This window comes from Streptomyces sp. NPDC046197 (genome assembly GCF_040646295.1).
Taxonomy (GTDB): Bacteria; Actinomycetota; Actinomycetes; order Streptomycetales; family Streptomycetaceae; genus Streptomyces.
Genome location: NZ_JBEYZY010000020.1, coordinates 1 through 25169 on the forward strand (window position 1 = coordinate 1; position 25169 = coordinate 25169).

A 25169-nucleotide genomic window follows, 5' to 3' on the forward strand; every position below is an offset into this window, starting at 1 on the left:
ATCCGCCGCTACATCATCTGGCGGAACAAACACGCCGCCGACGAACGCCTCCGCGAGGTCGTGAAGAAGGCGAACGTTGCCTGATGCGGCACTAGATGTGGGGTGTTGGTTCGCGAGCAGGGGAATGCTCGCGGCGCCGTGTTCCCAGGAGGTGAGTGTGCGGTAAGAAGCTAATGGCGCGTACATGACACAACAAGGGCTGCGGTGGAACTCGGTGACGGATGTGACGTCGGTCCCGTCCCCCGGGGCGGATGCGCGTCGTCACGTACCATGGACGGCGCAGAAGGGGAGTAGCTCTTCGCCGGACCGTCGACACACTGCTCAGCCCGCCTGAGCCGGCGCCCGGAGGCAGGCCTCGATCGAGGGGTCGGCCGGCGAGACCTTCGGCAAGCAGTGCACACCCGTGCCGTACGGCACGGGTGACCCGTGTGCTGCCGTGCCGAGGTGTCGCATCGCATGTCGCAAGCACTCTCGGTGGGGCAGCCCGACCGATTGAGGGATCGTGATCAGCTTCAGTGTCCTGGCGCTCGTCTTCGGCGTCGTCTTCCTCGCCGAACTGCCGGACAAGACGGCACTCGCGGGGCTCGTCCTGGGCGCGCGGTACCGCGCCTCGTACGTCTTCGCCGGTGTCGCCGCGGCCTTCCTGCTGCACGTAGTGCTCGCCGTCGCGGCCGGCAGTGCGCTGACGCTGCTGCCGCAGCGGATCGTGCACGCGTTGACGGGTGTGCTCTTCCTGGGCGGCGCGGCGGTGCTGCTGCTGAAGAAGGACGACGGCGAGGAGGAGATCCGCAGGCCCGAGGACCAGTCGTTCTGGAAGGTCGCCGGGACCGGGTTCATGCTCATCCTCGTCGCCGAGTTCGGCGACCTCACCCAGATCATGACGGCGAACCTGGCGGCCCGCTACGACGATCCGCTGGCGGTCGGCCTCGGCGCGGTGCTGGGTCTGTGGGCGGTGGCCGGGCTCGGCATCGTCGGCGGAAAGGCGCTGATGAGGCGGGTTCCGCTGGGGCTGATCACCAAGATCGCGGCGGCCCTGATGCTGGTGCTCGGGGCGTGGGGCCTGTGGGAGGCGGTGGCGGGCTGAGCTGAACGGCAGGTGAAGCCTTGAGGGGGGAGGTGGCGGGATGCCCGATGGTTTTGTACCGTGAAGGAACAAAGTGGCTCCCGCCCGCTTCCCCTGACCGGCGGGCGGGGCCGCCTTGTCCCTCCCCGGGCCAGGCGTACCAACCTGCCCGGGCCCGTCGTACGAACCCGTACGCCTCCCCTCCGCCCGCGCCTTGGAGCTGCCGATGACGGCCACCACCGTGCTCACCGCCCGCGCCCTCCTGCTGGACATGGACGGCACCCTCGTCAATTCGGACGCCGTCGTGGAGCGGATCTGGCGCCGCTGGGCCGACCGGCACGGGCTGGACGGCGACGAGGTGATGAAGGTGGTGCCCGGGCGTCAGGGACACGCCTCGATGGCCCTGCTGCTGCCGCACCGGCCGGCCGAGCAGAACCTCGCCGACAACGCGCGCCTGCTCGCCGCGGAGACCTCGGACATGGACGGGGTCGTCGCGGTCCCCGGGGCGCCGCAGTTCCTCGCCTCGCTGCGGGGGCTGCCGCACGCCCTGGTGACCTCGGCCGACGTCGGCCTGTCCACCGCCCGCATGGCCGCCGCCGGTCTCCCGCTGCCCGACGTCCGCATCACCGCCGAGTCCGTCGGCGCGAGCAAGCCGGACCCGGAGGGCTTCCTGAAGGGCGCCGCCGAACTGGGCGTCGCGCCCGCCGACTGCGTGGTCTTCGAGGACTCCGGGGCGGGTATCGCGGCGGGGCGCGCCGCGGGCATGCGGGTGGTCGGCGTCGGCCCCCGCGCCGGGACCTTCCGGCCGGACGTGGTGGTGCCCGACCTGACGCAGGTGCGGGTGGAGGCCGCCGGGGACGGGACGATTTCGTTGTACATCGGCTAGGAGATGTCCCCAGGGATGCCTGGGGACACCCCCTGGGCCCGCCGTACGGCGGGCCGATCCGCACGGCTCAGGGCTGCGACGTCTCCGCCTCCAGGCTTGCCCGGGTGGCCGGACCGTAGACGCCCAGCTCGTCCGCGCTGATGCCGCGGGCCCGCTGATAGGTGCGTACGGAGTTCTCGACCTCTTGGTCATAGGCGCCGTCGGCCTTGCCGACGTAGAGGTGCAACTGGCCCAGCCGCAACTGCAGTTCGGTGACGTCCGGGCCCTGGTCGCCGCGGCGCAGGACGGGCGCGGGCGCCGCCGTGGCGCTGGCGCGGACGGTCGTCGCGGTCTGCGTCGGCTCGGCCGACGCCGCCCCGGACGCGGACGGTGACGGCGAGGCGCTCGACGCCGAGGGCGACGCGGACGCTGACGGGCTCGCGCTGACCGACGGTGACGGGCGCGCGGACGTCGGTGGCGCGGACGACGGCGTGACATCCGACGGCGAGGACGACGGGGGCGTGCTCGTGGGCACGTCCGGCACGCTCTCCCGTACGTCCTGTGGCGCGGCACCGTCCCGCGTCGGCGGACGGTAGGAGAACAGCCCGCTCGCCAGCCCGGCCGCCGCCACGACCGCGACGGCGGCTCCCGACATGGCGAGCAGGGCGGTACGACGGGACCGGCGCGGCCTGATGCCGTCGGCGGGCGGGGCCGCGGGAGCCCCGGTCCCCGGCTCGAACAGGGTGAGGTCGACGGGGCTCGGCCCGCCCGCCTGCGCTGCCGGGGGAATGCGCGCCGGCGGCGTGGAGCCGGCCGTCGGCAACGGCCGGGTCTCCCCCTCCAAGGGATGTTGAGCGTCGGTGGGAGGCGGTTGCGGGGTGCCGGCCGCCGGGTGGTGTTGGGGTGCTGTGGTCGGCAGCTGCTGGGTTTGGTCTTGGGGGTGCTGCTGGGCTGTTGTGGTCGGCAGTTGCTGGGTTTGGTCTTGCGGGTGCTGTTGGGCTGTCGTGGGTGGGTTTGCTGCGGTCGGCCCCGCCGCCTGTCGTACAGGCCGCCCCGGCTGCCGGGTCTCCCCCTCCGCCGCTGCTCGCGAGAGGCCGGGCCCTGCCCCTGCGCCTGCCCCTGCGCCTGCGCCTGCCCCTGCGCCTGCGGTCGCGGCGGGCCCTGCGCCTGCGCCTGCGGTCGCGGCGGGCCCTGCGCCTGCGCCTGCGGTCGCGGCGGGCCCCGCTTCCGCGGCCGCTGCCCTCGGCTCCGCTCCTACCGCCTCCGTCGGGGCCGCACCGGGCCGCGCTCCTACCGCCTCCGTCGGGGCCGCACCGGGCCGCGCTCCTACCGCCTCCGTCGGGGCCGCACCGGGCCGCGCTCCCACTGCCTCCCCCGCGGCCGGACCCGGCCCCGTCCCTGGTGCCGTGCCCGGGGCCCCGTCGGCCCCCGTCCCCGTTGCCTCGATGTCGACGTATGGCCGGATCCGCAGCGGGTCGAAGTCCTCCGCTGCGGCCGCCTCGGCCGTTCGTGCGTCGCGCAGGGCGTCGGCCGCCCGTGGCCCGCAGGCGCACGCCGGGGTGTTGTCCGCTCCCCGGGGCGTCCCGCACTCCGGGCAGACGTGCCCCCTCGGCTCTTCCACGCGTCGGTCCCCTCCCGTCGAACTCCGGAAATTATGCAGATCGTCGCCACAGCATCTCCTCGAAGCCCCCGGAATGGCCGCCTCCAACGGGACTCAACAGGCCATAACTGGTCACACCGATGACGATGGGAGAGTCACGAGAGCCTCGGGAGGTCTCCATGGCCGGGGATGAGCCAGCCACGACGGGGATGACGGGCGACGTGCGGGACGCGCCACCCTCGTCCGCGCCGCCGCAGCACGGCGGCGCCGTCGCCGAGCACGTCTCCGGCAACGTCCTCGTCTCGATCGGCGCGCTGCTCCTGGGCATGCTGCTGGCGGCGCTCGACCAGACGATCGTGTCGACCGCGCTGCCCACCATCGTCAGCGACCTCGGCGGCCTGGAACACCTGTCCTGGGTGGTCACCGCCTACCTGCTGGCCTCGACCGCGGCGACTCCGCTGTGGGGCAAGCTGGGTGACCAGTACGGGCGCAAGAAGCTGTTCCAGACCGCGATCGTGATCTTCCTGATCGGCTCCGCGCTGTGCGGCATGGCGCAGAACATGCCCGAGCTGATCGCCTTCCGGGCCCTGCAGGGCCTGGGCGGCGGCGGGCTGATGGTGCTGTCGATGGCGATCGTCGGCGATGTGGTCTCGCCCCGCGAACGCGGCCGCTACCAGGGGCTGTTCGGTGGTGTGTTCGGGGCGACGAGCGTGCTCGGGCCGCTGCTCGGCGGGCTGTTCACCCAGCATCTGAGCTGGCGCTGGGTGTTCTACGTCAACCTGCCCGTCGGCGTCGTCGCCCTCGCCGTGATCGCGGCCGCCCTGCACATCCCGCGCAAGGCGCAGAAGCACGTCATCGACTACCTCGGCACCTTCCTCATCGCCTCGGTCGCCACCTGCCTGGTGCTGGTCGCCTCGCTCGGCGGCACCACCTGGGCCTGGGGCTCGCCCCAGATCATCTGCCTCCTGGTCCTCGGCGTGGTCCTCGCGGTCGCGTTCGTGGCCGTGGAGCGCAGGGCGGCCGAACCCGTGCTGCCCCTGAAACTGTTCCGGGTCCGTACGTTCGCCCTCTCGGCGGTCATCAGCTTCATCGTCGGCTTCGCGATGTTCGGCGCGCTGACCTACCTGCCCACGTTCCTCCAGGTCGTCCACGGCGTGTCACCGACGCTGTCCGGCGTGCACATGCTGCCGATGGTGATCGGCATGCTGCTGGCGTCCACCGGCTCCGGGCAGATCGTCAGCCGCACCGGCCGCTGGAAGGTGTTCCCCATCGCGGGCACCGCCGTGACCACCATCGGCCTGCTGCTGCTCCACCGGCTGGACGAGCACAGCTCCACCGCCGTGATGAGCGGCTGCTTCTTCGTCTTCGGCCTGGGCCTCGGCCTGGTCATGCAGGTACTGGTCCTCATCGTGCAGAACGCCGTCAGCTACGAGGACCTGGGAGTCGCCACCTCGGGCGCCACCTTCTTCCGCTCCATCGGCGCCTCCTTCGGCGTGGCCATCTTCGGCACGGTCTTCGCCGGCCGCCTCGGCGACCAGCTGTCCGCCGTCCTCCGGGGCACCGGGCTGCCGCCCGGCACCTCGGCAGGCGCCCTGAAGTCCGACCCGCGCGGCATCGTCAACCTGCCGCCGACGCTGCGCCCGGCGGTCCTGCACGCGTACGCCACCTCCATCACCGACGTGTTCCTCTACGCCGCTCCCGTCGCCCTGCTCGGCTTCGTACTGTCCTGGTTCCTGAAGGAGGACAAGCTGCGCGGCTCCGTCACGGCGCCCGACGGCACGCAGACGCTGGCCACCAACCCGGTCCAGCGGTCGTCGTACGACGAGGTGTGCCGTGCGCTGTCCGTGCTGGGCACCCGCGAGGGGCGGCGCGAGGTCTACCGCGAGATCACCGAACGGGCGGGCTACGACCTGCTGCCCGGGGCGAGCTGGCTGCTGCTGCGCATCAAGAAGTACGGCTGGGTGGAGCCGGGCGTGCTGGAGGAGCGCGGACCCATCCCCTTCCACGTCGTCATGGAGGCCGCCCGCCAGCTCGAGGAGCGGCGGCTCGTGGAGCGCGAGGGGCTGGACCTCAGGCTGACGGACGAGGGCCGGGAGGTCGCCGAGCGGCTGGCGCAGGCCCGCGAGGAGTCCCTCACCGAGCTGCTCGGCGACTGGTGGGGCCCCGACCGGCCCACCGACCTGGTCCAGCTGGTGAAGGAGCTGACCGGCGAGCTGTGCGGGTCCGACGCCGAACAGCCGCAGGACGAGCGGGCGGTGACGCGCCGGCCCTGACCGCCCGCTCCCCGCCCGGGGCGCCCGTCCCGCGTCAGTCCAGCCGCTTGCTGAACCAGTGCTCGGCGTACGGGGAGTCGTTGTGCCGCTCGTTCTCCGTGTAGCCGAGCCGCGCGTACAGGGCCCGCGCCTCGACGAGGTCACTGCGGGTGTCCAGGACCATCCGCCGGGCGCCCAGGTCACGGGCCGCGTCCTCGGCCGCCGCCACCAGGAGCGCGGCACCCCCCTTGCCGCGTGTGTGCTCGCACAGAAAGACCCGCGTGAGTTCGGCGGTCGACGCGTCCAGCAGCCGTACCCCCGCGGTGCCGGCCGGCTCGCCGCCGTACCGCGCGAGCAGCAACCGGCCACCGGGCGGGACGAGATCGGCGCCCGGCTGCGCGGCGATCTCCCGCTCCAGCTCACCGGGGTCCGTGCGACGCCCCTCGTGCAGCAGGTACCAGCGGTCGCTGACCTCCGTGTAGTACGCCCGCCAGAGGGCGGCGGCTTCGGGGGAGTCGTAGGGTTCGGGGGCGACGGTCCAGGCCATGGACGACATTGTCGGGGCGGTGAACTCACCTTCCGCAAACGAATATGCGTGAGGCTGTCGAAGAATCGTCGGCGGCCGTATGCGAACAGCGGGACGACGCTCCGCCGTCGCGTTGATTTGTTTGATCCTTCACCGGAGTTGTGTAGCGGGCAACTATGAGGTGCGCGCAAGGCGGTGGGTTGACCGATGCGCAGAGAGCGGCGCGGGAGAGGATGCGGCTGGAGGCGCCGGATTGGTCCGCGCGCGTCGGCTTGGCACGGCGGGGAGTATGGGAAAGCCGTCGGCCGACTGTCTGAAGGACACGTCACGGATGAGTACCCGCTGATCGCGAACCAGGGGGCGTGGCCGGCCTCATCATGACCTTTTCGATCAGGAGGACACTGCGATGTCTTCGTCTCAGACCAAACGGATGACGATCGGCGACTTCCTGCTCCGCCGCATGGCGGAAGCCGGGATCGGCCACGTGTTCGGCGTCCCGGGTGACTACAACCTCGAACTGCTCCAGCAGATGCACGATGGCGGCACGATGGAGTGGGTCGGCAACTGCAACGAGCTCAACGCGTCCTACGCGGCTGACGGATACGCGCGGCTCAAGGGCATGGGCGCGTTCATGGTCACCAACGCCGTGGGCGCGATGAGCGCGATCAACGGGGTCGCCGGCTGCTACGCCGAGCACGTCCCGGTCATCGCCATCTGCGGATCGATCCCGCTCAGGTCGATCGAGCGGAATCTGGGCATGCACCACACGATGGCCGACGGCACCTGGGACCGTTTCCTCAACGCCTTCTCGCAGGTTACGGTGGCTCAGGTCAGGCTGACTCCGCGCAATGCGGCGATGGAGATCGACCGGTTGATCCTGACCGCGTGGCGGGAGAAGCTCCCGGTCTACATGGAGGTGCCCTCCGACATCGCCTACCTGGAGATCGAGGTCCCGGCCGAACCGCTGCCACTCGAGCAGCCGCCGAGCGATCCCGAGCGGCTGCGCTCCTGTGTCGCCGCGGTCGCGAGCTTCCTGTCCGAGGCGAAGTCGGCGGCGATCCTGGTGGACCTGGACGTCAGCCGGTTCGGCGTCGCGGCGGAGGTGATGGAGCTGGCCGAGAAGCTGAGGCTGCCGATCGCGGTGTGCAGCACTGCCAAGGCGGTGATCACCGAGACCTTGCCCAACTACGTGGGCATTTACAACGGCAAGGCGAGTGCGCCGGAGACAATCGAGGCGGTCGAGGGCAGCGAGCGCCTGCTGACCATCGGCTATCGGCCGATCGAGGTGACCTCCGGCGACTTCTCGGCCGAGCTGCCCGCCGAGACCATCCGCCTGCGCAGCCACTCGGCCGACGTCGGGGTCGCGAACTTCCAGGCGGTGATCCTCAAGGACGTGCTGCGCGGTGTCATCGACGCCGTCTCGCCGGTCGCCGAGCGCACCATCCGCAAGCCCGCGGCGCCCAAGCCGCCTGCGGCAGACGGCTCCGCGAAGCTCACCCAGACGGCCTACTGGAAGGCGGTGCAGGAGTACGTCAGGCCCGGCGACGTGCTCCTGGTCGACAACGGCACCTCGTACGCGCTGTTCGGCGTCGAACTGCCGGAGGGTTGCACGTTCGTCGGCTCGGTCAACTGGGGTTCGATCGGCTTCTCGGTCGGGGCGCTGCTCGGCACGCTGACCGCTGCACCGGAGCGCCGCCACCTGCTGTTCGTGGGCGACGGCTCCTTCCAGGAGGCCGCGCAGGAACTGTCGACCATCATGCGGCACGACCACAAGCCGGTGGTTCTGCTGATCAACAACGGCGGATACACCATCGAGCGCGGCTACCTCGGTCGGGACGAGCGCTACAACGACATCGCCACCTGGGCCTACGCGGACCTGCCCAAGGTGCTGTGCCCGAACACCACGGCGCGCTCGTTCGTCGTCAGGACCCCCGACGACCTGCGGAAGGCCATGAGCGCACCCAACGACACGATGATCTTCATCGAGTCGGTCATGGACCCCCACGACATCCCCGCCCCGATCGCAGCCAGCAGCAACCACGGCGCCGACATCGACTACGGCCCCCGCGGCCCGCATCACCGCGACGGCGCCCAGCTCCTGTAACCCGCAAGAAGGAGTGCGGTCGCTCGTGAAGCGGGAACTGGGCAACCTCGCAGCGGACCTCGGCCAGATCACCCGAGCCGTCGAACGCAAGCTCAAGATGCTCCAGTACCGCCTGTACCTCGTGCCGGCCGGGACAACGGGAGGCGGCGAGCGGGCCGCGGCCGGGCCGGAATCGGTGTGCCCGGTGCGGATGGTTTTCGGAAGACTGGTGGTCATGAACCGCACCGACCGTCTGTACGCCCTCGTCGAGGAGTTGCGCGCCGCCGCGCCCCGGCCGCGTAGCGCGCGTACCCTCGCCCGGCGATTCGAGGTCAGCGTCCGTACCGTCGAGCGGGACCTGGCGGCGCTCCAGCAGTCCGGGGTGCCGATCCACGCCGAGCCCGGGCGTACCGGCGGCTATGTCCTCGACAAGGAGCACACGCTGCCGCCGCTCACGATCACTCCGGCCGAGGCGACGGCACTCGCGGTGGGGCTGCACGCCCTGGCCGGGACGCCGTTCGACGCCGACGCGCGCACCGCGCTGCACAAGGTACTCGCGGTGATGCCGGGCCGGGAGCGGGCGGCGGCTGCCGAGATGGCGGGGCGCGTCCAGCTGCTCGTGCCGGCCGCCCGGGCCGCTCGGCCCGCCGAGCCTCCGGTCTCCGCGCCGCTGCGGCAGGCGCTGTCGGCCGGCCGGGTGCTGCGCCTGGAGTACGCCGACGCCCAGGGTGCCGTCACCGCCCGGGACGTGGAACCGCTCGGCTTCCTCGGCGGGGACGAGCACTGGTACCTGGCGGCCTGGTGCCGGCTGCGCGGGGCGCCGCGCGGATTCCGCCTGGACCGGGTGCGGGCGGTCGAGGCACTCGACGAACGGGCCCCCGAGCGCGCCGTCGACCTGGCCGCGCTCGACACGCTGGGCGCGGATCTGGTGCCGCTCGGCGAGCTCCACATGTGACGCCAATCACCGACAGGGGGGTGTCGCGCGGGCGGCGGAGGCTGGTGCCCGTTCCCGACACGTACTGAGAAAGGCACGCGCACATGACGCTCGTGAAGACCGGCACCCTCACCCCTGCGGCGGGCATCGCCCTCTTCGAACGCTGGACCGCCCTGTGGAACGGCGACTTCAGCGATCCGGAGGAATTTCTCGCCCCTGACTTCCGGATCCGCTTCGGCAACGCCCCCGACCGGGCGGCGGAGACCGACGATGTGCACGGCCCGCAGGGCATCGTCGATCTCATCTCCGCCTTCCGCGACGCAACGCCCGGTCTGCGGTACGCCGTCGAGGGCACCCCGGCGGTCGACGGTGGACTGGGCCGGGTCGCCTCCTGCTTGTACGTCACACTCCCGGACGGTGTGCAGAAGAGCGGCATCGACCTGTTCGAAGTGGTGGACGGGCGCATCGCGACCGTGTGGTCGGTGACGGGGCTGCGCCGCTTCGCGGACTGAGCGCCGTTTGCCGGGTGACTTCCGGGCAATCCGATGGGGGAACCGGCCGGTTGGGCCGGTCAGACCCGGAAGGCACCCATGTCCACAGGCCTGATCATCGCTCTGATCGTGATACTGGCGGTCGTCGTCGTGGTGGCGGCCGCCCTGACCCTGCGTGCCCGCGGCCCGCTCGGCGGACCGGGGCTGAAGCGGCGTTTCGGACCCGAGTACGACCGGACCGTGGCCCGGCACGGCGGCGACACCAAGGCCGCCGAGCGGGAGCTCGCCACCCGGCTGGAACGCCACGGCGACCTGCGGGAGCGGCCGTTGGAGCCGGCCGAGCGCGAGCGGTTCGAGGCGCGCTGGACCGCCGTGCAGGAGCGGTTCGTCGACTCGCCCGAGGAGGCGGTGGCCGACGCGGACCGGCTGCTCGCCGAGCTGGCCGCCAAGCGGGGCTTCCCGGACGGCGGGCAGTACGAGGAGCAGCTCGACGCGCTGTCGGTACACCACGGGCACCATGTGCACGGCTACCGGCGAGTGCACCGCGCGGCCCACGCACCGGTGAACGGTGCGCCGGAGAGCCGGGCCGGTACCGAGGAACTGCGCGAGTCCCTGGTGGCGGCCCGTGCCCTCTTCGAGGACCTGATGACCTCGACGCAGCACGGCTCCGGCCGCCGCGTCGGCGGCACGCACCACCGGCACACCCCGCCGCGCACCGGCAACGGCCGCGCCCGCCTGCCTTGGGCCCTCAACCGGCACCAGACGAAGGAGAGTTGACCGCCATGGCGGACATGACACCGGAGAAGGGCACCGAACGCGTACCGGGTGAGGAGCCGATGACGGCCCGGCGCACCGGCGACGACCGTGTGCCGGGGGCGGACCGGGAGACGGTCGCGGCCCGGGAGACGGCTGCCGGTCGTGAGGCGGCGGAGGGGCCCGAGGCCGCGGCCGGGCTCGGCACGGCGCCCGGCGGCGGGACGACCGGGCGTGACCCGGTGCCCGGCCGTGCTCCCGTGCCCGGCGGCGAAGCGGACCCGGCGCGGATCCCTGACACCGCGGGATCAGGGGAGACCGGGGCGGACCCGCACGGCACCGCGGGGTCGGCCGCCGTGCCCGGGCCCCCTGGGCAGGACGCCACCGGCACCGGGACCCGCACGGACGCCCCGTCCCCCCTGCTGCTGTCGCGCGACGAGTGCAGCAAGTTCGAGGCGCGGTTGCGGGGCGCCGTCACCGGGTTCGTCGACGCGCCCCGGGACGCGGTGGAGGAGGCGGACCGGGTGGTGGAGGAGCTCACCTCCCGTTTCACGGAGGCCGTCGAGCGGCGGCGCCGTACGCTGCGCACGTCGTGGCAGTCCACCGACGAGGCGAAGCCCGCGACCAGCACCGACACCGAGCAACTCCGGCTGGCCCTGCGGGACTACCGGGAGCTGGCGGACCGCCTGCTGGACATCTGACTCCCCGGTACTGATCGACCCGGTACCCCTACCTGGCCGCCGTCCGGCGCTCCCGCCACTCGCGGACGACCTCCTCGACGTCGTACCGCTTGAGACCGAGCGGAGGGCCGGGCGGCGGCTTGAGCATCATGTCGAGGATCTTGCTGTTGATGTCCTTGATGATCTTCCGGACGATCCCTTCGGAGGGGGCCGCGTAGGCCGCCGCCAGGGCGTCCTCCGCCTCCTTGCGCAGCGCCAGTGTCGGCGGCAGCACCGACAGGCCCTCGCGGGCCATCTTCCGTTTGACCCACCACAGTTCCTCGTACACGGTGTCGCCCGGCAGCGGCTTGCCCGCGCCCGGCAACCGGTCGAACTCGCCGCGCGCCTGCGCATCGCGGATCTGCTTGTCGACCCAGGACTCGAACGGCACACCGGGTGGCTTTCGCTCGGTCATGAGTTCATTGTGCCGGACACGACCCCACCGGGCGATTTATCATGCGGCGGCGGTGGCCCGATCCGGCGGCCGCCCCAGGCCGGCTCAACCCGGCGACCGCCCAAGCCCTTTCCGGCCGTACCCGGACTTCGCAGAAGGAGCACACGTGCTCGAACTCACCATGGCATTCGTCTCCGGTACGGATGCGGGCGCCACGGCCGGCATGCTCATGGCCGACGCGCCCAGCACCCCGGGAGCCGTGCTGCGGGTGGGCCGGGACCGGGCCGTGTGCCGCCTGGTGACGCCCGACGACTGGCTGTTCGTCTCCCGGGTGCACCTGGAGTTCCAGTGCGGAGCCGACGGCACCTGGCAGGTCACCTGGCTGCGCGGCTCCCAGCCGGACCCGTCCTCCGAGGTCCGCCTGACGATCGGCGAGTACGCCCAGCCCCTCGCCTACGGCGGGACCGTCCCGCTGCCGCGCGGCGGCTCCGGTGAGATCGTCGTCCAGGACCGCACGAGCCCGCGCAGCATCAACGTCGGCTTCTACCACGAGGTGTGACGGCCGGGGCCCGGCGCCGCGCCAGGACCGGCGGCCGAGCCCGGCCCTACCCAGGACCGGCGGCCGAGCCCGGCCCTACCCAGGACCGGCGGCCGAGCCCGGCCCTACCCAGGACCGGCGGCCGAGCCCGGCTCTACCCCAGGACCCGAGCCAGCGCGAAGCCGTCGTACCCCTTGCTGCCCACCGTCTGGATCGCCGTGCCCTCCAGCCTCGGGTGCCCGGCGATGAACTCGAGCGCGGCCCGGGTGCCCCGCACGCTCGGATCGGTGCTCCCCGCGTCGGTCACCTGGCCGCTGCGCACGACGTTGTCCACGATGATCATGCTGCCCGTACTGGTCAGCCTGAGGGCCCACTCCACGTAGTGCGGGTTGTTGGCCTTGTCGGCGTCGATGAAGACCAGGTCGAACGGCGGCGGGTTCTCGTCGGCGAGCTTGGGCAGCGACTCCAGGGCCGGGCCCACCCGCACCTCGGTGATCCGCTCCAGGCCCGCCCGCGCGAGGTTGCGGCGGGCCACGTCGGCGTGATGGGCGTCGTACTCCAGGCTGATCAGGCGGCCGTCGGAGGGGAGCGCGCGGGCGAGCCAGATGGTGCTGTAGCCGCCGAGGGTGCCGATCTCCAGGATGGTGCGGGCGCCCTGGAGCTGGGCGAGGAGCTGCAGCAGCTTGCCCTGATTCGCTGCGACCTGGATGTGCGGCAGGCCTTCCGCGTCACTGTCGCGCAGCGCGGCCTGCAGCGCTTCGTCCTCCGGGGAGAGCAGAGCGGTGAGGTAGGCGTCGACGTCGTCCCAGAGCTGCGAGTCGCTCATGCACCAAGCCTTTCGTATGCCTAGTTAGATGCTCTAACTAGCTGCGCTAACGAATATAGCCCGGCGTGCGGGTGCTGTCAGGGTATTTCAGTTGATCGGGCGAAGCGCGGACTCGTTCCGGCCGAACCCGCGGAGCGGGCCCGGCCGGGACCGGTGGGCGCCGGTCTCAGTGCCCGGCGCGCTCGACCGACGGTGCCGAGCCCGGCAGGGGGCGGCCCGCCGACTCCGCGATGAACCAGACCGCCGCGCCGCCGATCACGGAGGCCGCCATCATGTAGTACGCGGGCATCATCATGTTGCCGGTCGCGCCGATCAGCGCGGTGACCACGAGCGGGGTCGTGCCGCCGAACAGCGACACCGAGATGTTGAAGCCGATCGACAGGGAGCCGTAGCGGACCCGGGTCGGGAACAGGGCCGGGAGCGCCGACGGCATCGCGGCGGTGAAGCAGACCAGCAGCAGGCCCAGGGCGCCCATGCCCAGCGCGACCGCCGCCAGGCTGCCCTGGCGGATCAGCAGCAGCGCCGGGACCGACAGGAAGAGGAAGCCCGCGCAGCCCGCCGCGATCACCGGACGGCGGCCGACCCGGTCGGACAGCGCGCCGGCGAAGGGCTGCACGATCATCATCAGGGCCATCACGCCGAGCACCACGAGCAGGCCGTGCGTCTCGTCGTACTTGAGCTCACTGGTCAGGTAGCTCGGCATGTACGACAGCAGCATGTAGTCGGTGACGTTGAAGACCAGCACCAGGCCCATGCACAGCAGCAGCGCCTTCCACTGACCGGTGATCATCTCGCGCAGCGGCACCTTCGGCCGGCTCGACTCCGCCTTCTCGACCTCGGCCGCGAACGCCGGGGTCTCCTCCAGGCGCATCCGCAGGTACAGGCCGATGATGCCCATGGGGCCCGCGATCAGGAACGGGATCCGCCAGCCCCAGGACGTCAGGTCGTGCGGGGACAGCAGGGCCGTCATCAGGGTGACCAGGCCCGCGCCGCCGATGTAACCGGCGAGCGTGCCGAACTCCAGCCAGCTGCCGAGGAAGCCGCGCTTCCTGTCCGGCGCGTACTCGGCGATGAAGGTGGTCGCGCCCGCGTACTCACCACCGGTGGAGAAGCCCTGCACCAGCCGGGCCAGCAGCAGGAGCAGCGGGGCCCCCGTGCCGATCGTCGCGTACGACGGGATCAGGCCGATCGCGAAGGTGCCCACAGCCATCATGATCATGGTGACGGCCAGGACCTTCTGGCGTCCGACGCGGTCGCCGAGCGGGCCGAAGACCAGGCCGCCGAGCGGGCGGACGACGAAGGCCGCGGCGAAGGCCCCGAAGGTGGACAGCAGCTGTGCCGTCGGGTTGCCGGAGGGGAAGAAGACCTTGCCCAGGGTCACCGCGATGTAGCTGTAGACACCGAAGTCGAACCATTCCATGGCGTTGCCCAGCGCGGCCGCCTTCACGGCGCGCCTGACCAGGGCGGGGTCGGTGACGGTGGCGTCGGGGGTCCTGGGGACGGATGTGTACGGGGGAGCGGTGACGGTGGCAGCCGACAAGGGTTCGCTCGCCTACCTTTCGACGGGGACAGGGACGCGACCCGCGCGACGGCGCTGACGAGCGGGCCGAAAAGTGACCCGCCTCCACGGCCGGGCCGAAAAACGACCATACGGGGGTTTGACCCCCTTACGTACGGTGCACAAGTAGATGCGTGCTGCATCTAAATGCCCGCTGTCCAGGCACGTACGCATGCCTCGGAGCGCCTACCTCCGCTTCGCGCTGTGATCCTTCTCGCCCTCGCGCGGCGCAACCGCCCCACCCCCGGACTGTCGTCTTCCGGACAAAAGGCGAGCGGACGACAGGTGAAGCGGGGGTTGCCTGCGTCTCTCTCCGGAGGCGGTGCGAGCCCGATGGGTTCGCGAGTGACCCCGCGCACGGGACGCGGGGGATTCACGGGGCGGGAGGCCGACGCGGCGTGGCGAATGCGGAGCACAGCGGGCAGGCGGCGGGGGCGCCCGCGGGGGTGTTCGGACCCGCGGCCGACGACACGACGAGGGCCCGCCTGCGCGCGGCCCGGCTGGGCCTGTGGCTGATCGCCGTGGTCCTCGCCGTACGGCAGGTGGCCGTGGTCCTCGCCACCCCGCGCGCGGACCGGCTGACGGACCTGGAGACCTGGGTCGGACCGAACGGCGTCCTGCACGTCAAGGGGTCGCTGTACGACTCGACGCGGTTCACCGGCACCCCGTTCAGCGGCCTCGTCCTCAGACCGCTGACCAAGGCCGCCCAGCAGGCCCTCGGCTGGGGCTGGATCTTCGGCACGCTGCTGCTGGTGGTGGCGCTCGGCCTGATCGCCGCCCGCGCCCTGCCGCAGCCCACCGGCCGCCGCACCTCGCTGCTGGCGGCACCCGTCGCGATCAGCCTGCTCGTGCTGTCGCTGCCGGTGCGCAACACGCTCTGGCTGGGCCAGACCAGCATCATCCCCGTGCTGCTGGTGCTCCTCGGGCTCTTCGTGGTGCGCGGGCAGCGGACCGGCGGCGCCCTGGTCGGACTCGCGGCCGCCCTGCAGCCCACCGTGCTCCTGTTCATGCCGCTGCTGTGGTTCACCGACCGCCGCCGCGCCGCCCTGACCACCGGCACCACCTTCGCCGTGTGCACCGCCCTCGCCTGGGCCGCGCTGCCGCACGACTCCCGCACCTACTGGGTGCACCACATGGCGGGCGCCGGACTCGGCGGCCGGGCCGACGGGCTCGCCAACCAGTCACTGCACGGCGCCCTGCTCCGGTTCGGCCTCACCGGCCCCGCGGAGATATCCCTCTTCCTCGCGCTCGGCGCCGCCGTCGCCGCGCTCGGCCTGCGCAGGGCCGTGCGCTACGCCCGCGACGGACAGCTGCTGCTCGCCGTCGCGATCACCGGCTGCACCGCCGTCGCCGTGTCGCCCACCGCCTGGCAGCACCAGCTGCTGTGGGTGCTGCTCGCGGTCGTCGGCCGGGTCGGCAACCGCGCCTCCGACCGGTACGTGTGGCCGGTCGCCGTGGTCCTGGTGATGACGCTCCCGGCGAAGATGATGCTGCCGAACGTGCCGGTCATGCACCCGCTGCGGGACAACGTCGTCCTGCTGGCGGCGCTCGCCGCGGCGACGGCCGTGCCGTTCCTGTCCCGCACCGCGCAGTACTACCAGGTCCCCATCCCGACGGAGTACGCGGCACCGGCGCCGGGCCGCCTGCGGCACCTGCCGCCGGCCCCGTTCCTGCGCCGGGTCCTCACCCGCCCGAACCTGCTGCTCGAACTCCTTCTGATCCGCGTGACGTACGCCCTCTACTCCTCGGTGCGGCTGGCCGCCAAGGGGGACCGGGCGACCGCCGAGGCACACGGCCACGAGATCCACTCCATCGAGAGGGCGCTGTCCATCGACATCGAGCACTGGGCCAACCACGCGGTGGTGAAGCTGCCGTGGCTGCGGCACTTCCTGGGCTTCTACTACGAGTCGTTCCACTTCGTGATGCCCCTGACGATCCTCGCCGTCCTCTACGCCCGGCGCCCGGTGGACTACCGGTGGGCGCGCACCGCCCTGGGCTTCGCCACCCTCCTCGGCCTGCTCGGCTTCTGGCTGTACCCGCTGGCCCCGCCCCGCCTCATGCCGGGCTTCGGCTTCATCGACACGGTGCACGGCGCGCAGGACTTCGCCAGGCCCGGCTACGGCGCGATGACCGCGGTCACCAACCAGTACGCCGCCATGCCGTCCCTGCACTTCGGCTGGTCCCTGTGGTGCGGGATCGTGATCGCCGTGGTGGCGCCGAAGTGGTGGATGAAGGCCCTGGGCCTGCTGCATCCGCTGTTCACCGTCTCCGCGATCGTGGCGACGGCCAACCACTGGGTGCTGGACGCGGTGGGCGGGGCGGTGGTGGTCGGCGCGGGCTTCGGCCTGACGTACCTCCTCCAGGGCCCGCGCGACGAACCCGGCCCACGCCTCCTGCGCGGCGAGGTCGCCGCCGCCGGTGGCCAGGAACGCCCACCAGACCGCGTAGAGCGGGAGCGTGGCGAGGGTGGCCAGGACCGGGACGCGGTGCCGGTCGTACACCGGGCGGAGGATGTGATTCTGGGGCTCGGGCGTACGGGACGGCTGGTCGAGGGTCTGTTCGGCTGGAATCACCATGGAAAGACGTGAGCTCGGGCGGAAACGTTCAGCGGCTGCAGAAGCCCCTCACTGTAAGCCGCCGTCGCCGCATTCGAACCAGACGGTCTTTCCGCCCGCGGGCCGCGGGTCCACGCCCCACCTGTCGACCACCGCGTCGAGCAGCAGCAGCCCACGGCCGCACTCCGCCTCCGACGACACCTCGGCAGGCGTCGCGGGGAGCCGGGGCGAACCGTCCGTCACCTCCACCCGCACCCCCGCCGTCTGCCGCACCACCAGCAGCGTGCAGCGCCGGTCCGGGACATGGCGTACGACGTTGGCGACCAGCTCGGTCACGGCCAGCTCCACCGGGTCCGTGAGCTCCGCGAGTTTCCATTCGCTGAGGCAGGAGCGGACGATGCGGCGGATGTGACCGGCGGAGTGCTCACCGACGGTGAGGGTCATGCGGTACTGGGCGGGGCGGGGGCCGGTGAGGACGGAGGGAAAGTAGTCGTTCACACCACGAGGCTGGCCTGGGGTGACTACCCTCGGCTACGGATCGGACACAACACGTTCCGCAGTGGGCGGAGTTGCATGAGAGGGGCTGTGCGTGACTCACATCAACACCCTCGACCCGGGCGCCTCGCCGCTCGACTACTACGGCTTCGAACTGCGCCGGCACCGGGAAGCCGCCGGGCTGACCCAGCGGCAGCTCGGGGACATCATCAACTACACCGGGTCGCTGGTCGGGCAGATCGAGACGGCCAGGAAGCTGCCGACACAGGAGTTCAGCGAGCGGGTGGACGCTGCGCTGGGCACGGGCGGGTTACTGTCCCGGCTGGTCGGGTTGGTGATGCGGAGCCAACTTCCGGCTTGGTTTCAGCAGGTGGCCGAGCTTGAAGCGCGGGCAACCGAGATCTGCACCTTTCAGATGGGTATGGTGCATGGCCTGCTGCAGACACCGGAATACGTGCGTGCCGTGCTCGGCGCGCTGGACGCGAGTGACCTCGACGACCGCACCACCGTACGACTGGCCCGTCAACGGATCATCGAGAAGGTTCAGCCGCCGGTGTTCTGGATGGTCCTGAGCGAGGCCGCGCTGGAACAGGTAATCGGCACACGGGACACGATGCGGGGGCAACTGGCACACCTGTTGACCTTCGCGACCAACCCCAGGATCAACATCCAGGTGCTGCCGTTCTCGGCAGGGGCGCATGCGGGACTGACGGGCTCATTCACCCTCTTCCGGTTCCAGGGCGACCCGACCATTGTCTACACCGAGGGGTACGGCAGCGGGCACCCGACGGCGAACCCGGACACAGTCAAGGACTGCTCGCTCCGATACGATCATCTGCGGGCCGCCGCGCTGTCCCTCAGGGACTCGGCGGAGTTGATCCGGCGCGTGATGGAGGACCGCTATGGGGAGCAACTGGCGTAAGTCCAGCTACAGCAGCGACCAGGGCGGTGAATGTGTCGAGTGCGCGCCGCTTGGCGGGCTCGCGTGGCACAAGTCCTCGTACAGCAGCGACCAGGGCGGCAACTGCATCGAGGTCGCCGAACTCCCCTGCGCCGCCGTAGCCATACGCGACTCCAAGAACCCCGCGGGCCCGATGGTCACCCTCGTGCCCGCGGCCTTCTCGGCGTTCGTCTCCTGGGCGGCAGCTACAGCCGCTGAATGATCGTCCCGGTGGCCAGCCCGCCACCGGCGCACATCGTGATGAGTGCGAACTCCTTGTCCGCGCGCTCCAGTTCGTGCAGGGCGGTCGTGATGAGCCGAGCGCCGGTCGCCCCGACCGGATGGCCCAGCGCGATCGCCCCGCCGTTCACGTTGACCTTCTCCAGGTCCTGTTCGAAGACCTGGGCCCAGCTCAACACCACGGACGCGAAGGCTTCGTTGATCTCCACGAGGTCGATGTCCTTCAACGACATACCCGCCTTGCCCAGCACCGCCTTCGTCGCGTCGATGGGGCCGTCGAGGTGGAAGTGCGGGTCGGCGCCGACCAGGGCCTGGGCGACGATCCGCGCCCGGGGCCTGAGCTTCAGCGCGCGGGCCATGCGTTTGGACGCCCACATGAGGGCCGCCGCGCCGTCCGAGATCTGTGAGGAGTTGCCCGCGGTGTGCACCGCCGTCGGCATCACCGGCTTCAGGCGGGACAGCGCCTCCATGGAGGTGTCGCGCAGGCCCTCGTCGCGGTCCACCAGCCGCCACATGCCCTGACCCGCCCGCTGCTCCTCCTCCGTGGTGGGCACCTGGACGGCGAAGGTCTCCCGCTTGAAGCGCTCCTCCGACCAGGCGACGGCCGCGCGCTCCTGGGAGACCAGGCCCAGCGCGTCGACGTTCTCCCGGGCCAGCCCGCGGTGCCGGGCGATGCGCTCGGCCGCCTCGAACTGGTTGGGGAGGTCGACGTTCCACTCGTCGGGGAAGGGCCTGCCCGGGCCGTGCCTGGAGCCGGAACCCAGCGGTACCCGGGACATCGCCTCGACCCCGCACGAGATGCCGACGTCGATGACACCCGCCGCGATCATGTTGGCCGTCATGTGGCTCGCCTGCTGCGAGGAGCCGCACTGGCAGTCGACGGTCGTCGCGGCCGTCTCGTAGGGCAGCCCCATGGTCAGCCAGGCCGTGCGCGCGGGGTTCATGGACTGCTCGCCGGCGTGCGTCACCGTACCGCCGACGATCTGCTCGACGCAGTCGGCGGGGATGCCGGTGCGGCCGAGGAGTTCACGGTAGGTCTCGCCCAGGAGATAGGCGGGGTGCAGATTGGCGAGCGCGCCGCCGCGCTTGCCGATCGGGGTGCGTACGGCTTCGACTATCACGGGTTCCGCGGCCATGGGGGTGCGTCCTCTCCCTGGGGCCTGTCCGGCGGATCAGGCCCGGTCAACCCGCGCGGCGCGGGCGTCCCGGCCACCCGCCACGCAGAACTAGTACGCGTTCTAGTTCTATGTGCAGTCTGCTGACAGCGTGTCCACCACCGCAAGAGTCGTGCAGCGCTCGAAGTCTTGATCTGCGGATCTGCACGAATTTCGCACGCAATTGGGGGTGTCGCGCCCCTTGCCACTTGTAGAACCCGTTACTACCTTCACGGCAATTGCTGATGGGTCGTCAGAATGGTGGGAGTGGGTCGCCATGCCCTGTCCAGCGCTGCCCGACGGGTTCGACTTCACCGACCCCGACCTGCTGCACGACCGTGTGCCGCTCCCGGAGTTCGCCGAGCTGCGCAGGGCCGAACCGGTCCACTGGATCGCCCAGCCGCACGGTCTGGCCGGCTTCGCCGACGACGGCTACTGGGCGGTCACCCGGCACGCGGACGTCAGGTACGTCTCCACGCACCCCGAACTCTTCTCCTCCCGCCTCAACACCGCCATCATCCGCTTCAACGAGCACATAGAGCGCGACGCGATCGACGCCCAGCGGCTGATCCTGCTCAACATGGACCCGCCCGAGCACACCCGGGTCCGGCAGATCGTGCAGCGCGGCTTCACCCCGCGCGCCATCCGCGCCCTGCAGGAACGGCTGCGCGCCCGGGCGCACGCCATAGTCGAGGGCGCCCGCGCCCAGTCCGGCCCCTTCGACTTCGTCACCCAGGTCGCCTGCGAACTGCCGCTGCAGGCCATCGCCGAACTCATCGGCGTCCCGCAGGAGGACCGGGCCAAGATCTTCGACTGGTCCAACAAGATGATCGCCTACGACGACCCGGAGTACGCGATCACCGAGGAGGTCGGCGCCGAGTCGGCCACCGAACTCATCGCCTACGCCATGAACATGGCCGCCGAGCGGAAGCAGTGCCCCGCCCAGGACATCGTCACCACGCTGGTGGCCGCCGAGGACGAGGGCAATCTGGGCTCCGACGAGTTCGGCTTCTTCGTACTGATGCTGTCGGTCGCGGGCAACGAGACCACGCGCAACGCCATCACCCACGGCATGCACGCCTTCCTCACCCATCCCGGACAGTGGGACCTCTACAAGCGGGAGCGCCCCTCGACCGCCGCCGAGGAGATCGTGCGGTGGGCGACTCCGGTGGTGTCCTTCCAGCGCACGGCGACCCAGGACACCGAACTCGGCGGCAGGCGGATACGCGAGGGCGACCGGCTCGGCCTCTTCTACTCCTCCGCCAACCACGACCCGGAGGTGTTCGAGAACCCGGACGACTTCGACATCACCCGCGACCCCAATCCGCACCTCGGGTTCGGGGGCGGAGGCCCGCACTACTGCCTGGGCAAGTCCCTGGCCGTGCTGGAGATCGACCTCATCTTCAACGCGGTCGCGGACGCCATGCCGGACCTGCGGCCGGCCGGCGATCCGCGACGCCTGCGGTCGGCGTGGATCAACGGGGTGAAGGAGCTCCGGGTCACGACGGCCTGACGCGCCCGGGCCGGCGGCTCCCGGTGCCGCCGGCCCGTCCCGAGGGAGGCAGGAGCAAACCCCACCCCAACGCCCCGCCCCTGCCTCCCCCGAGATCAGTTCCTCACCCGGCGGGCGCCCGGCGGCTCACTCGCGTCCCGACGTCACCGCCGCCAGGACGCCTGCCGCCACGGCCGCGATCAGCAGCGGGGTGCCCAGGTCCCGGTGGACGACCAGCCAGGCACCCAGCAGGGCGCCCGCCGGCATCGCGACGACGGAGGCCGTGCGCCGCGGGGAGCGCCGGCCCGTACCGCCGCCGACACGGGAGTCGGAGGCCAGGCCGGTCAGGGTCATCGTCAGGACGGTCGTCGTCATGTCCGGCACGCTCAACTTGCGGACCGTGGCATTGCGCAGGCCCATCGCGAAGGCGGTGACGGCGATCAGCGTGTACGTCGTGCCGGTGGTGCCCGGCGCGGCGAAGGCCATCGCGGCACAGGCGCCGACCAGCAACGCCTCGGCGGCCAGGGTCATCCGGGCCCAGGTGCGGCGCGACCCTCCGGCGTAGCGGACCGAGACCCGGCCGCCGGCCGCGGCGCCCACCAGGAAGGACACCAGGGAGGTGGCCGTGTGCGGTACCGAGAAGCCCGGCGCGCCGGCGGCGGCGAAGCCCAGCACGACCACGTTGCCGGTCATGTTCGCGGTGAAGACGTGACCGAGGCCGAGATAGCTCACCGCGTCGATCAGCCCGCTGACCACCGTCAGGCCCAACAGCACCGCCACCAGGCGCAGTCCGCGCGCTTCGGGGTCCTCCTCCGGCGGTGCGTTCCGCGACTGCGCGCCCTGCGACCGCGGGTCGCTCGGCCGGGGGTGCTCCGGCCGCCGGTCTGCTGTCACGGGCACCAGCAAAGCAGACCGGTTGGCGTACGGGCGCGCGGACACGGCGAAGGCGGCGGCCCAGGGGATCGGGGGCCGCCGCCTTCACGAGTGCCGTGAGGTGGCTCACTCCATGTGTCGCTGCGGGTGGCTCAGTTCATGTGTGTGCCGCGAGGGTGGCTCACTCCATGTGTCGCTGAGGGTGGCTCACTCCATATGTGTGGCGTGAGCGCGGCTCGCCGAGTACGTGCCACCGGGGGGCGACTCAGTACCAGCCGTTGGCCTGCCAGAAGTTCCAGGCGCCGACCGGGCTGCCGTAGCGGGACTTCATGTAGTCCAGGCCCCACTTGATCTGGGTCCCGGCGTTGGTCTTCCAGTCGGAGCCGGCCGCGGCCATCTTGGAGGCGGGCAGGGCCTGGACCAGGCCGTAGGCGCCGGACGAGGCGTTGGTGGCGTTGATGTTCCAGCCGCTCTCGCGCTCGACGATGTGGCTGAAGGCGTTGAACTGCGCGGCGTCCGGGATCATCTTGTGCGCGATCGCCTGCGCGTCGGCGGCCGAGTTGCCGGTGGCCGCGTGAGCGGGGGCCGAGGTGAGGGCCATGCCGACGGTGGCGGCGGCCACGGCGGCGGTGGTGAGGGCCTTCTTGGGGGAAGCGATGCGGCGGATGAAGGAGACGGACACGGAGAACCTCTTGCGTTGGGGACAGGGAGTCGCCTGCGGCCCGGAACCGCGTGGGGCGCGGCGGGGGCGTACATCGGCGCCGCGGCCCCTGGGGGGCTCGTCGGCGCCCGGCGACGTCACCAGATAAGCAGCCGGGAAATCTGTCCGCAAACACCCCTTTTACTAGTTGTGGTCGCATCTGCGAGGAAGGTCGGTCGTGTGACGCGGATCTCAATGTGCAGGTCAGCGCGAGTAATGACGAGTGCATGCCACCTCGGCCGGGCTACGACCCGGCATCGTAAGTGATCCGCGTCATGTGGGCCGCTTCACCGGTCCCCTCGCGGACCGCGCACGAGGGGTCACCGGCGGTTCACGGCGGAGGGGCCTCGAAAGTGACCTGGGTCTCGAAGGCCGCCCGGCGGGTGGCGCGGCGCAGTGCCCTGAGAACGGCCGGGCCGAGCGCGAGGGTCAGCGCGACGGTGACGACGGCCCGGCCCAGGTCCCAGCCGAGCGAGGTGGCCACGCAGTAGGCGAGGAAGCGGGCCAGGTTGGCGCTGACGGCGGCGTGCGGATCGAAGGCGATGGAGGAGGCGAGCGTGCCCATGAAGGGCCAGCCCGCGAGGTTCATCACGGTGCCGTAGGCGAAGGAGGCGAGGAAGCCGTAGAGGGCCAGCAGCACGAGTTCGGCGCGGCCGCGCAGGCGGCCGGGTCCGGGCAGCAGGCCCGCGCCCAGGGTGAACCACCCCATGGCCACCATCTGGAACGGCATCCAGGGCCCCACCCCGCCGGTGAGCAGCGCCGAGGCGAACATGGTCACCGAGCCGAGCACGAATCCGAAGCCGGGTCCAAGGACACGCCCGCTCAGCACCATCAGGAAGAACATCGGCTCGATGCCGGCGGTCCCGGCCCCGATCGGGCGCAGGGCGGCGCCGGTGGCGGCCAGCACGCCGAGCATGGCGACTGCCTTCGGGCCGAGTCCGGACTCGGAGACCGCCGCCGCCACCACCGCCACGAGGAGCACGAGCAGGCCCGCGAACAGCCAGGGGGCGTCCTGCGCGTGCGCGGTGAGTTGCGAGGCGGGCGGGGCGAGGAAGGGCCAGGTGAAGGCGGCCACACCGACGGCGCTCACCAGGAGGAGGGCGACGAGGGAACGTGGGCCGAGCCGGACGGGCCGGGCCCGGGGGTGTGGGACGGCTCGGGCCCGGGGGTGCCGGGGAGCGGTCATGCCAGGGCCTCGCGGACCTGGGCGACGGTCAGCCACTCCTGCGGGGCCAGGATCTTGGTGACCTGCGGCGCGAACGACGGTGAGGAGACGACCACGTCGGCCGTCGGACCGTCGGCGATCACCTCGGCGTCCGCCAGCAGGACCACCCGGTGGGCGAGTTCCGCGGCCAGCTCCACGTCGTGCGTGGCGAGCACGATGGTGTGCCCCGCGGCAGCCAGGGCGCGCAGAACGGCGACCAGACGGGCCTTCGCCGCGTAGTCGAGGCCGCGGGTCGGCTCGTCCAGGAGCAGCAACGGCGGCCGGGCGGTCAGCACGACGGCGAGGGCGAGCGCGAGCCGTTGCCCCTCGGACAGGTCGCGGGGGTGGGTGTCGCCGGTGATGCCGGGCAGCAGCTCGGACACCAGCGCACGGCAGGTTCCGGGTTCGGCCTGCGCGTCCCGGTCGGCCGCGGCGCACTCGGCGGCGACCGTGTCGGCGTACAGCAGATCGCGCGGTTCCTGCGGTACGAGGCCCACCCGGCGCACCAGGTCGCGGGGCGAGGTGCGGTGCGGGGCCGCCCCGCCGACCCGGACCCGCCCGGCGGACGGTTCGACCAGCCCGGCGAGCGCGCCGAGGAGGGTCGACTTCCCGGCGCCGTTGCGGCCCATGACGGCGATCGTCTCGCCGGGGGCGGCCGTGAGGTCGACGTGGCGCAGCGCCTGGACCCCGGCACGGCGGACGGCGAGCGACTCGACGGCGGCCACCTGCGGCGGCGCCACGGGCCGGGCCACGGCCGTGGCGTCGACGCGCCTGCGCGGGAGCGTCGGAAGCGGCGGGAGCAGCGGGAACAGACGCCGACGGGAGGCGGGAAGGCGGGAGGCGGGGCGGCGGGGTGCGGGAAGCGGAGCCGCGGGGGAGGGCGCGGGGGGAGCGGTGGGCTCGGGACGAGTGGT

24 protein-coding genes and 1 pseudogene are annotated in these 25169 nt (G+C 71.8%); 14 read left to right on the plus strand and 11 right to left on the minus strand.

Features of this window, described 5'->3' with window-relative positions:
* From AB0A61_RS25795 to AB0A61_RS25805, 3 genes and pseudogenes are all read left to right on the plus strand, one after another.
* Window positions 1-84: pseudogene (locus AB0A61_RS25795) on the plus strand (transposase); the annotation flags it as partial.
* Between the two features lie 418 nt (window positions 85-502).
* The gene (locus AB0A61_RS25800; RefSeq protein ID WP_361296674.1) at window positions 503-1084 is read left to right on the plus strand and encodes a TMEM165/GDT1 family protein; all 582 of its coding nucleotides are present in this window, start codon (window positions 503-505) and stop codon (window positions 1082-1084) included.
* 205 nt (window positions 1085-1289) lie between these two features.
* Window positions 1290-1949 carry an HAD-IA family hydrolase gene (locus AB0A61_RS25805; protein WP_361296677.1) on the plus strand — a complete coding sequence of 220 codons (660 nt, stop codon included), beginning with the start codon at window positions 1290-1292 and terminating at the stop codon, window positions 1947-1949.
* A 67-nt stretch (window positions 1950-2016) separates the two neighbouring features.
* Here AB0A61_RS25805 and AB0A61_RS25810 read toward each other — a convergent pair whose 3' ends face one another.
* Window positions 2017-2751, minus strand: coding sequence for a peptidoglycan-binding domain-containing protein (locus AB0A61_RS25810; protein WP_361296680.1), 735 nt, complete (start codon window positions 2749-2751; stop codon window positions 2017-2019).
* Between the two features lie 956 nt (window positions 2752-3707).
* Between AB0A61_RS25810 and AB0A61_RS25815 the strand changes: the two genes are divergently transcribed.
* Window positions 3708-5801 (plus strand): DHA2 family efflux MFS transporter permease subunit, encoded by a 2094-nt coding sequence (locus AB0A61_RS25815; protein ID WP_361296683.1) that lies wholly within the window; start codon window positions 3708-3710, stop codon window positions 5799-5801.
* A 34-nt stretch (window positions 5802-5835) separates the two neighbouring features.
* On the opposite strand, the gene AB0A61_RS25820 is transcribed toward AB0A61_RS25815, so the two are convergent.
* Entirely contained in the window at window positions 5836-6327 is a 492-nt protein-coding gene (locus AB0A61_RS25820; protein ID WP_361296686.1) for a GNAT family N-acetyltransferase, read from the minus strand.
* A gap of 385 nt (window positions 6328-6712) precedes the next feature.
* Between AB0A61_RS25820 and AB0A61_RS25825 the strand changes: the two genes are divergently transcribed.
* From AB0A61_RS25825 to AB0A61_RS25845, 5 genes are all read left to right on the plus strand, one after another.
* Window positions 6713-8410: a thiamine pyrophosphate-binding protein gene (locus AB0A61_RS25825; protein WP_361296689.1), complete on the plus strand. Its 1698-nt coding sequence runs from the start codon at window positions 6713-6715 to the stop codon at window positions 8408-8410.
* Between the two features lie 25 nt (window positions 8411-8435).
* Entirely contained in the window at window positions 8436-9344 is a 909-nt protein-coding gene (locus AB0A61_RS25830; RefSeq protein WP_361296692.1) for a YafY family protein, read from the plus strand.
* Window positions 9345-9427: 83 nt separating this feature from the next.
* Entirely contained in the window at window positions 9428-9835 is a 408-nt protein-coding gene (locus AB0A61_RS25835; RefSeq protein WP_361296695.1) for a nuclear transport factor 2 family protein, read from the plus strand.
* Window positions 9836-9913: 78 nt separating this feature from the next.
* Entirely contained in the window at window positions 9914-10591 is a 678-nt protein-coding gene (locus AB0A61_RS25840; RefSeq protein WP_361296698.1) for a hypothetical protein, read from the plus strand.
* 5 nt (window positions 10592-10596) lie between these two features.
* Complete coding sequence (locus AB0A61_RS25845; protein ID WP_361296701.1) at window positions 10597-11268, plus strand: hypothetical protein; 672 nt, start codon at window positions 10597-10599, stop codon at window positions 11266-11268.
* A 28-nt stretch (window positions 11269-11296) separates the two neighbouring features.
* On the opposite strand, the gene AB0A61_RS25850 is transcribed toward AB0A61_RS25845, so the two are convergent.
* Window positions 11297-11701 (minus strand): DUF1992 domain-containing protein, encoded by a 405-nt coding sequence (locus tag AB0A61_RS25850; RefSeq protein WP_361296704.1) that lies wholly within the window; start codon window positions 11699-11701, stop codon window positions 11297-11299.
* A 145-nt stretch (window positions 11702-11846) separates the two neighbouring features.
* Between AB0A61_RS25850 and AB0A61_RS25855 the strand changes: the two genes are divergently transcribed.
* Window positions 11847-12239 (plus strand): hypothetical protein, encoded by a 393-nt coding sequence (locus AB0A61_RS25855; protein WP_361296707.1) that lies wholly within the window; start codon window positions 11847-11849, stop codon window positions 12237-12239.
* Between the two features lie 133 nt (window positions 12240-12372).
* On the opposite strand, the gene AB0A61_RS25860 is transcribed toward AB0A61_RS25855, so the two are convergent.
* Window positions 12373-13044 carry an O-methyltransferase gene (locus AB0A61_RS25860; RefSeq protein ID WP_361296710.1) on the minus strand — a complete coding sequence of 224 codons (672 nt, stop codon included), beginning with the start codon at window positions 13042-13044 and terminating at the stop codon, window positions 12373-12375.
* Between the two features lie 166 nt (window positions 13045-13210).
* Window positions 13211-14584, minus strand: a complete 1374-nt coding sequence (gene proP, locus AB0A61_RS25865) for a glycine betaine/L-proline transporter ProP (protein WP_361296713.1) — start codon at window positions 14582-14584, stop codon at window positions 13211-13213.
* A gap of 416 nt (window positions 14585-15000) precedes the next feature.
* Here proP and AB0A61_RS25870 point away from each other — a divergent pair, with 416 nt between their 5' ends.
* Window positions 15001-17190, plus strand: a complete 2190-nt coding sequence (locus AB0A61_RS25870; RefSeq protein ID WP_361296716.1) for a bifunctional glycosyltransferase 87/phosphatase PAP2 family protein — start codon at window positions 15001-15003, stop codon at window positions 17188-17190.
* 36 nt (window positions 17191-17226) lie between these two features.
* On the opposite strand, the gene AB0A61_RS25875 is transcribed toward AB0A61_RS25870, so the two are convergent.
* Complete coding sequence (locus AB0A61_RS25875) at window positions 17227-17655, minus strand: ATP-binding protein (protein ID WP_361296719.1); 429 nt, start codon at window positions 17653-17655, stop codon at window positions 17227-17229.
* 91 nt (window positions 17656-17746) lie between these two features.
* Between AB0A61_RS25875 and AB0A61_RS25880 the strand changes: the two genes are divergently transcribed.
* Together AB0A61_RS25880 and AB0A61_RS25885 are read left to right on the plus strand one after the other, a co-directional pair.
* The gene (locus AB0A61_RS25880) at window positions 17747-18574 is read left to right on the plus strand and encodes a helix-turn-helix transcriptional regulator (protein ID WP_361296722.1); all 828 of its coding nucleotides are present in this window, start codon (window positions 17747-17749) and stop codon (window positions 18572-18574) included.
* Window positions 18555-18815: a DUF397 domain-containing protein gene (locus AB0A61_RS25885; RefSeq protein ID WP_361296725.1), complete on the plus strand. Its 261-nt coding sequence runs from the start codon at window positions 18555-18557 to the stop codon at window positions 18813-18815. Before AB0A61_RS25880 ends, AB0A61_RS25885 begins: the two co-directional genes overlap by 20 nt.
* Here AB0A61_RS25885 and AB0A61_RS25890 read toward each other — a convergent pair.
* Window positions 18799-19968 (minus strand): steroid 3-ketoacyl-CoA thiolase, encoded by a 1170-nt coding sequence (locus AB0A61_RS25890; protein WP_361296728.1) that lies wholly within the window; start codon window positions 19966-19968, stop codon window positions 18799-18801. The genes AB0A61_RS25885 and AB0A61_RS25890 overlap by 17 nt on opposite strands.
* A 295-nt stretch (window positions 19969-20263) precedes the next feature.
* On the opposite strand from AB0A61_RS25890, the gene AB0A61_RS25895 reads away from it, so the two are divergent.
* Complete coding sequence (locus tag AB0A61_RS25895; protein WP_361296731.1) at window positions 20264-21499, plus strand: cytochrome P450; 1236 nt, start codon at window positions 20264-20266, stop codon at window positions 21497-21499.
* A 126-nt stretch (window positions 21500-21625) separates the two neighbouring features.
* Here AB0A61_RS25895 and AB0A61_RS25900 read toward each other — a convergent pair whose 3' ends face one another.
* From AB0A61_RS25900 to AB0A61_RS25915, 4 genes are all read right to left on the minus strand, one after another.
* On the minus strand, window positions 21626-22267 hold the full coding sequence (locus AB0A61_RS25900) for a YoaK family protein (protein ID WP_361297057.1): 642 nt from the start codon (window positions 22265-22267) through the stop codon (window positions 21626-21628).
* A gap of 349 nt (window positions 22268-22616) precedes the next feature.
* On the minus strand, window positions 22617-23033 hold the full coding sequence (locus AB0A61_RS25905; protein ID WP_361296734.1) for a transglycosylase SLT domain-containing protein: 417 nt from the start codon (window positions 23031-23033) through the stop codon (window positions 22617-22619).
* A 349-nt stretch (window positions 23034-23382) separates the two neighbouring features.
* Complete coding sequence (locus AB0A61_RS25910; RefSeq protein ID WP_361296737.1) at window positions 23383-24237, minus strand: ECF transporter S component; 855 nt, start codon at window positions 24235-24237, stop codon at window positions 23383-23385.
* Window positions 24234-25169: ATP-binding cassette domain-containing protein (locus tag AB0A61_RS25915; protein ID WP_361296740.1), on the minus strand; the 936-nt coding region annotated here is incomplete at its 5' end. The genes AB0A61_RS25915 and AB0A61_RS25910, both read right to left, overlap by 4 nt.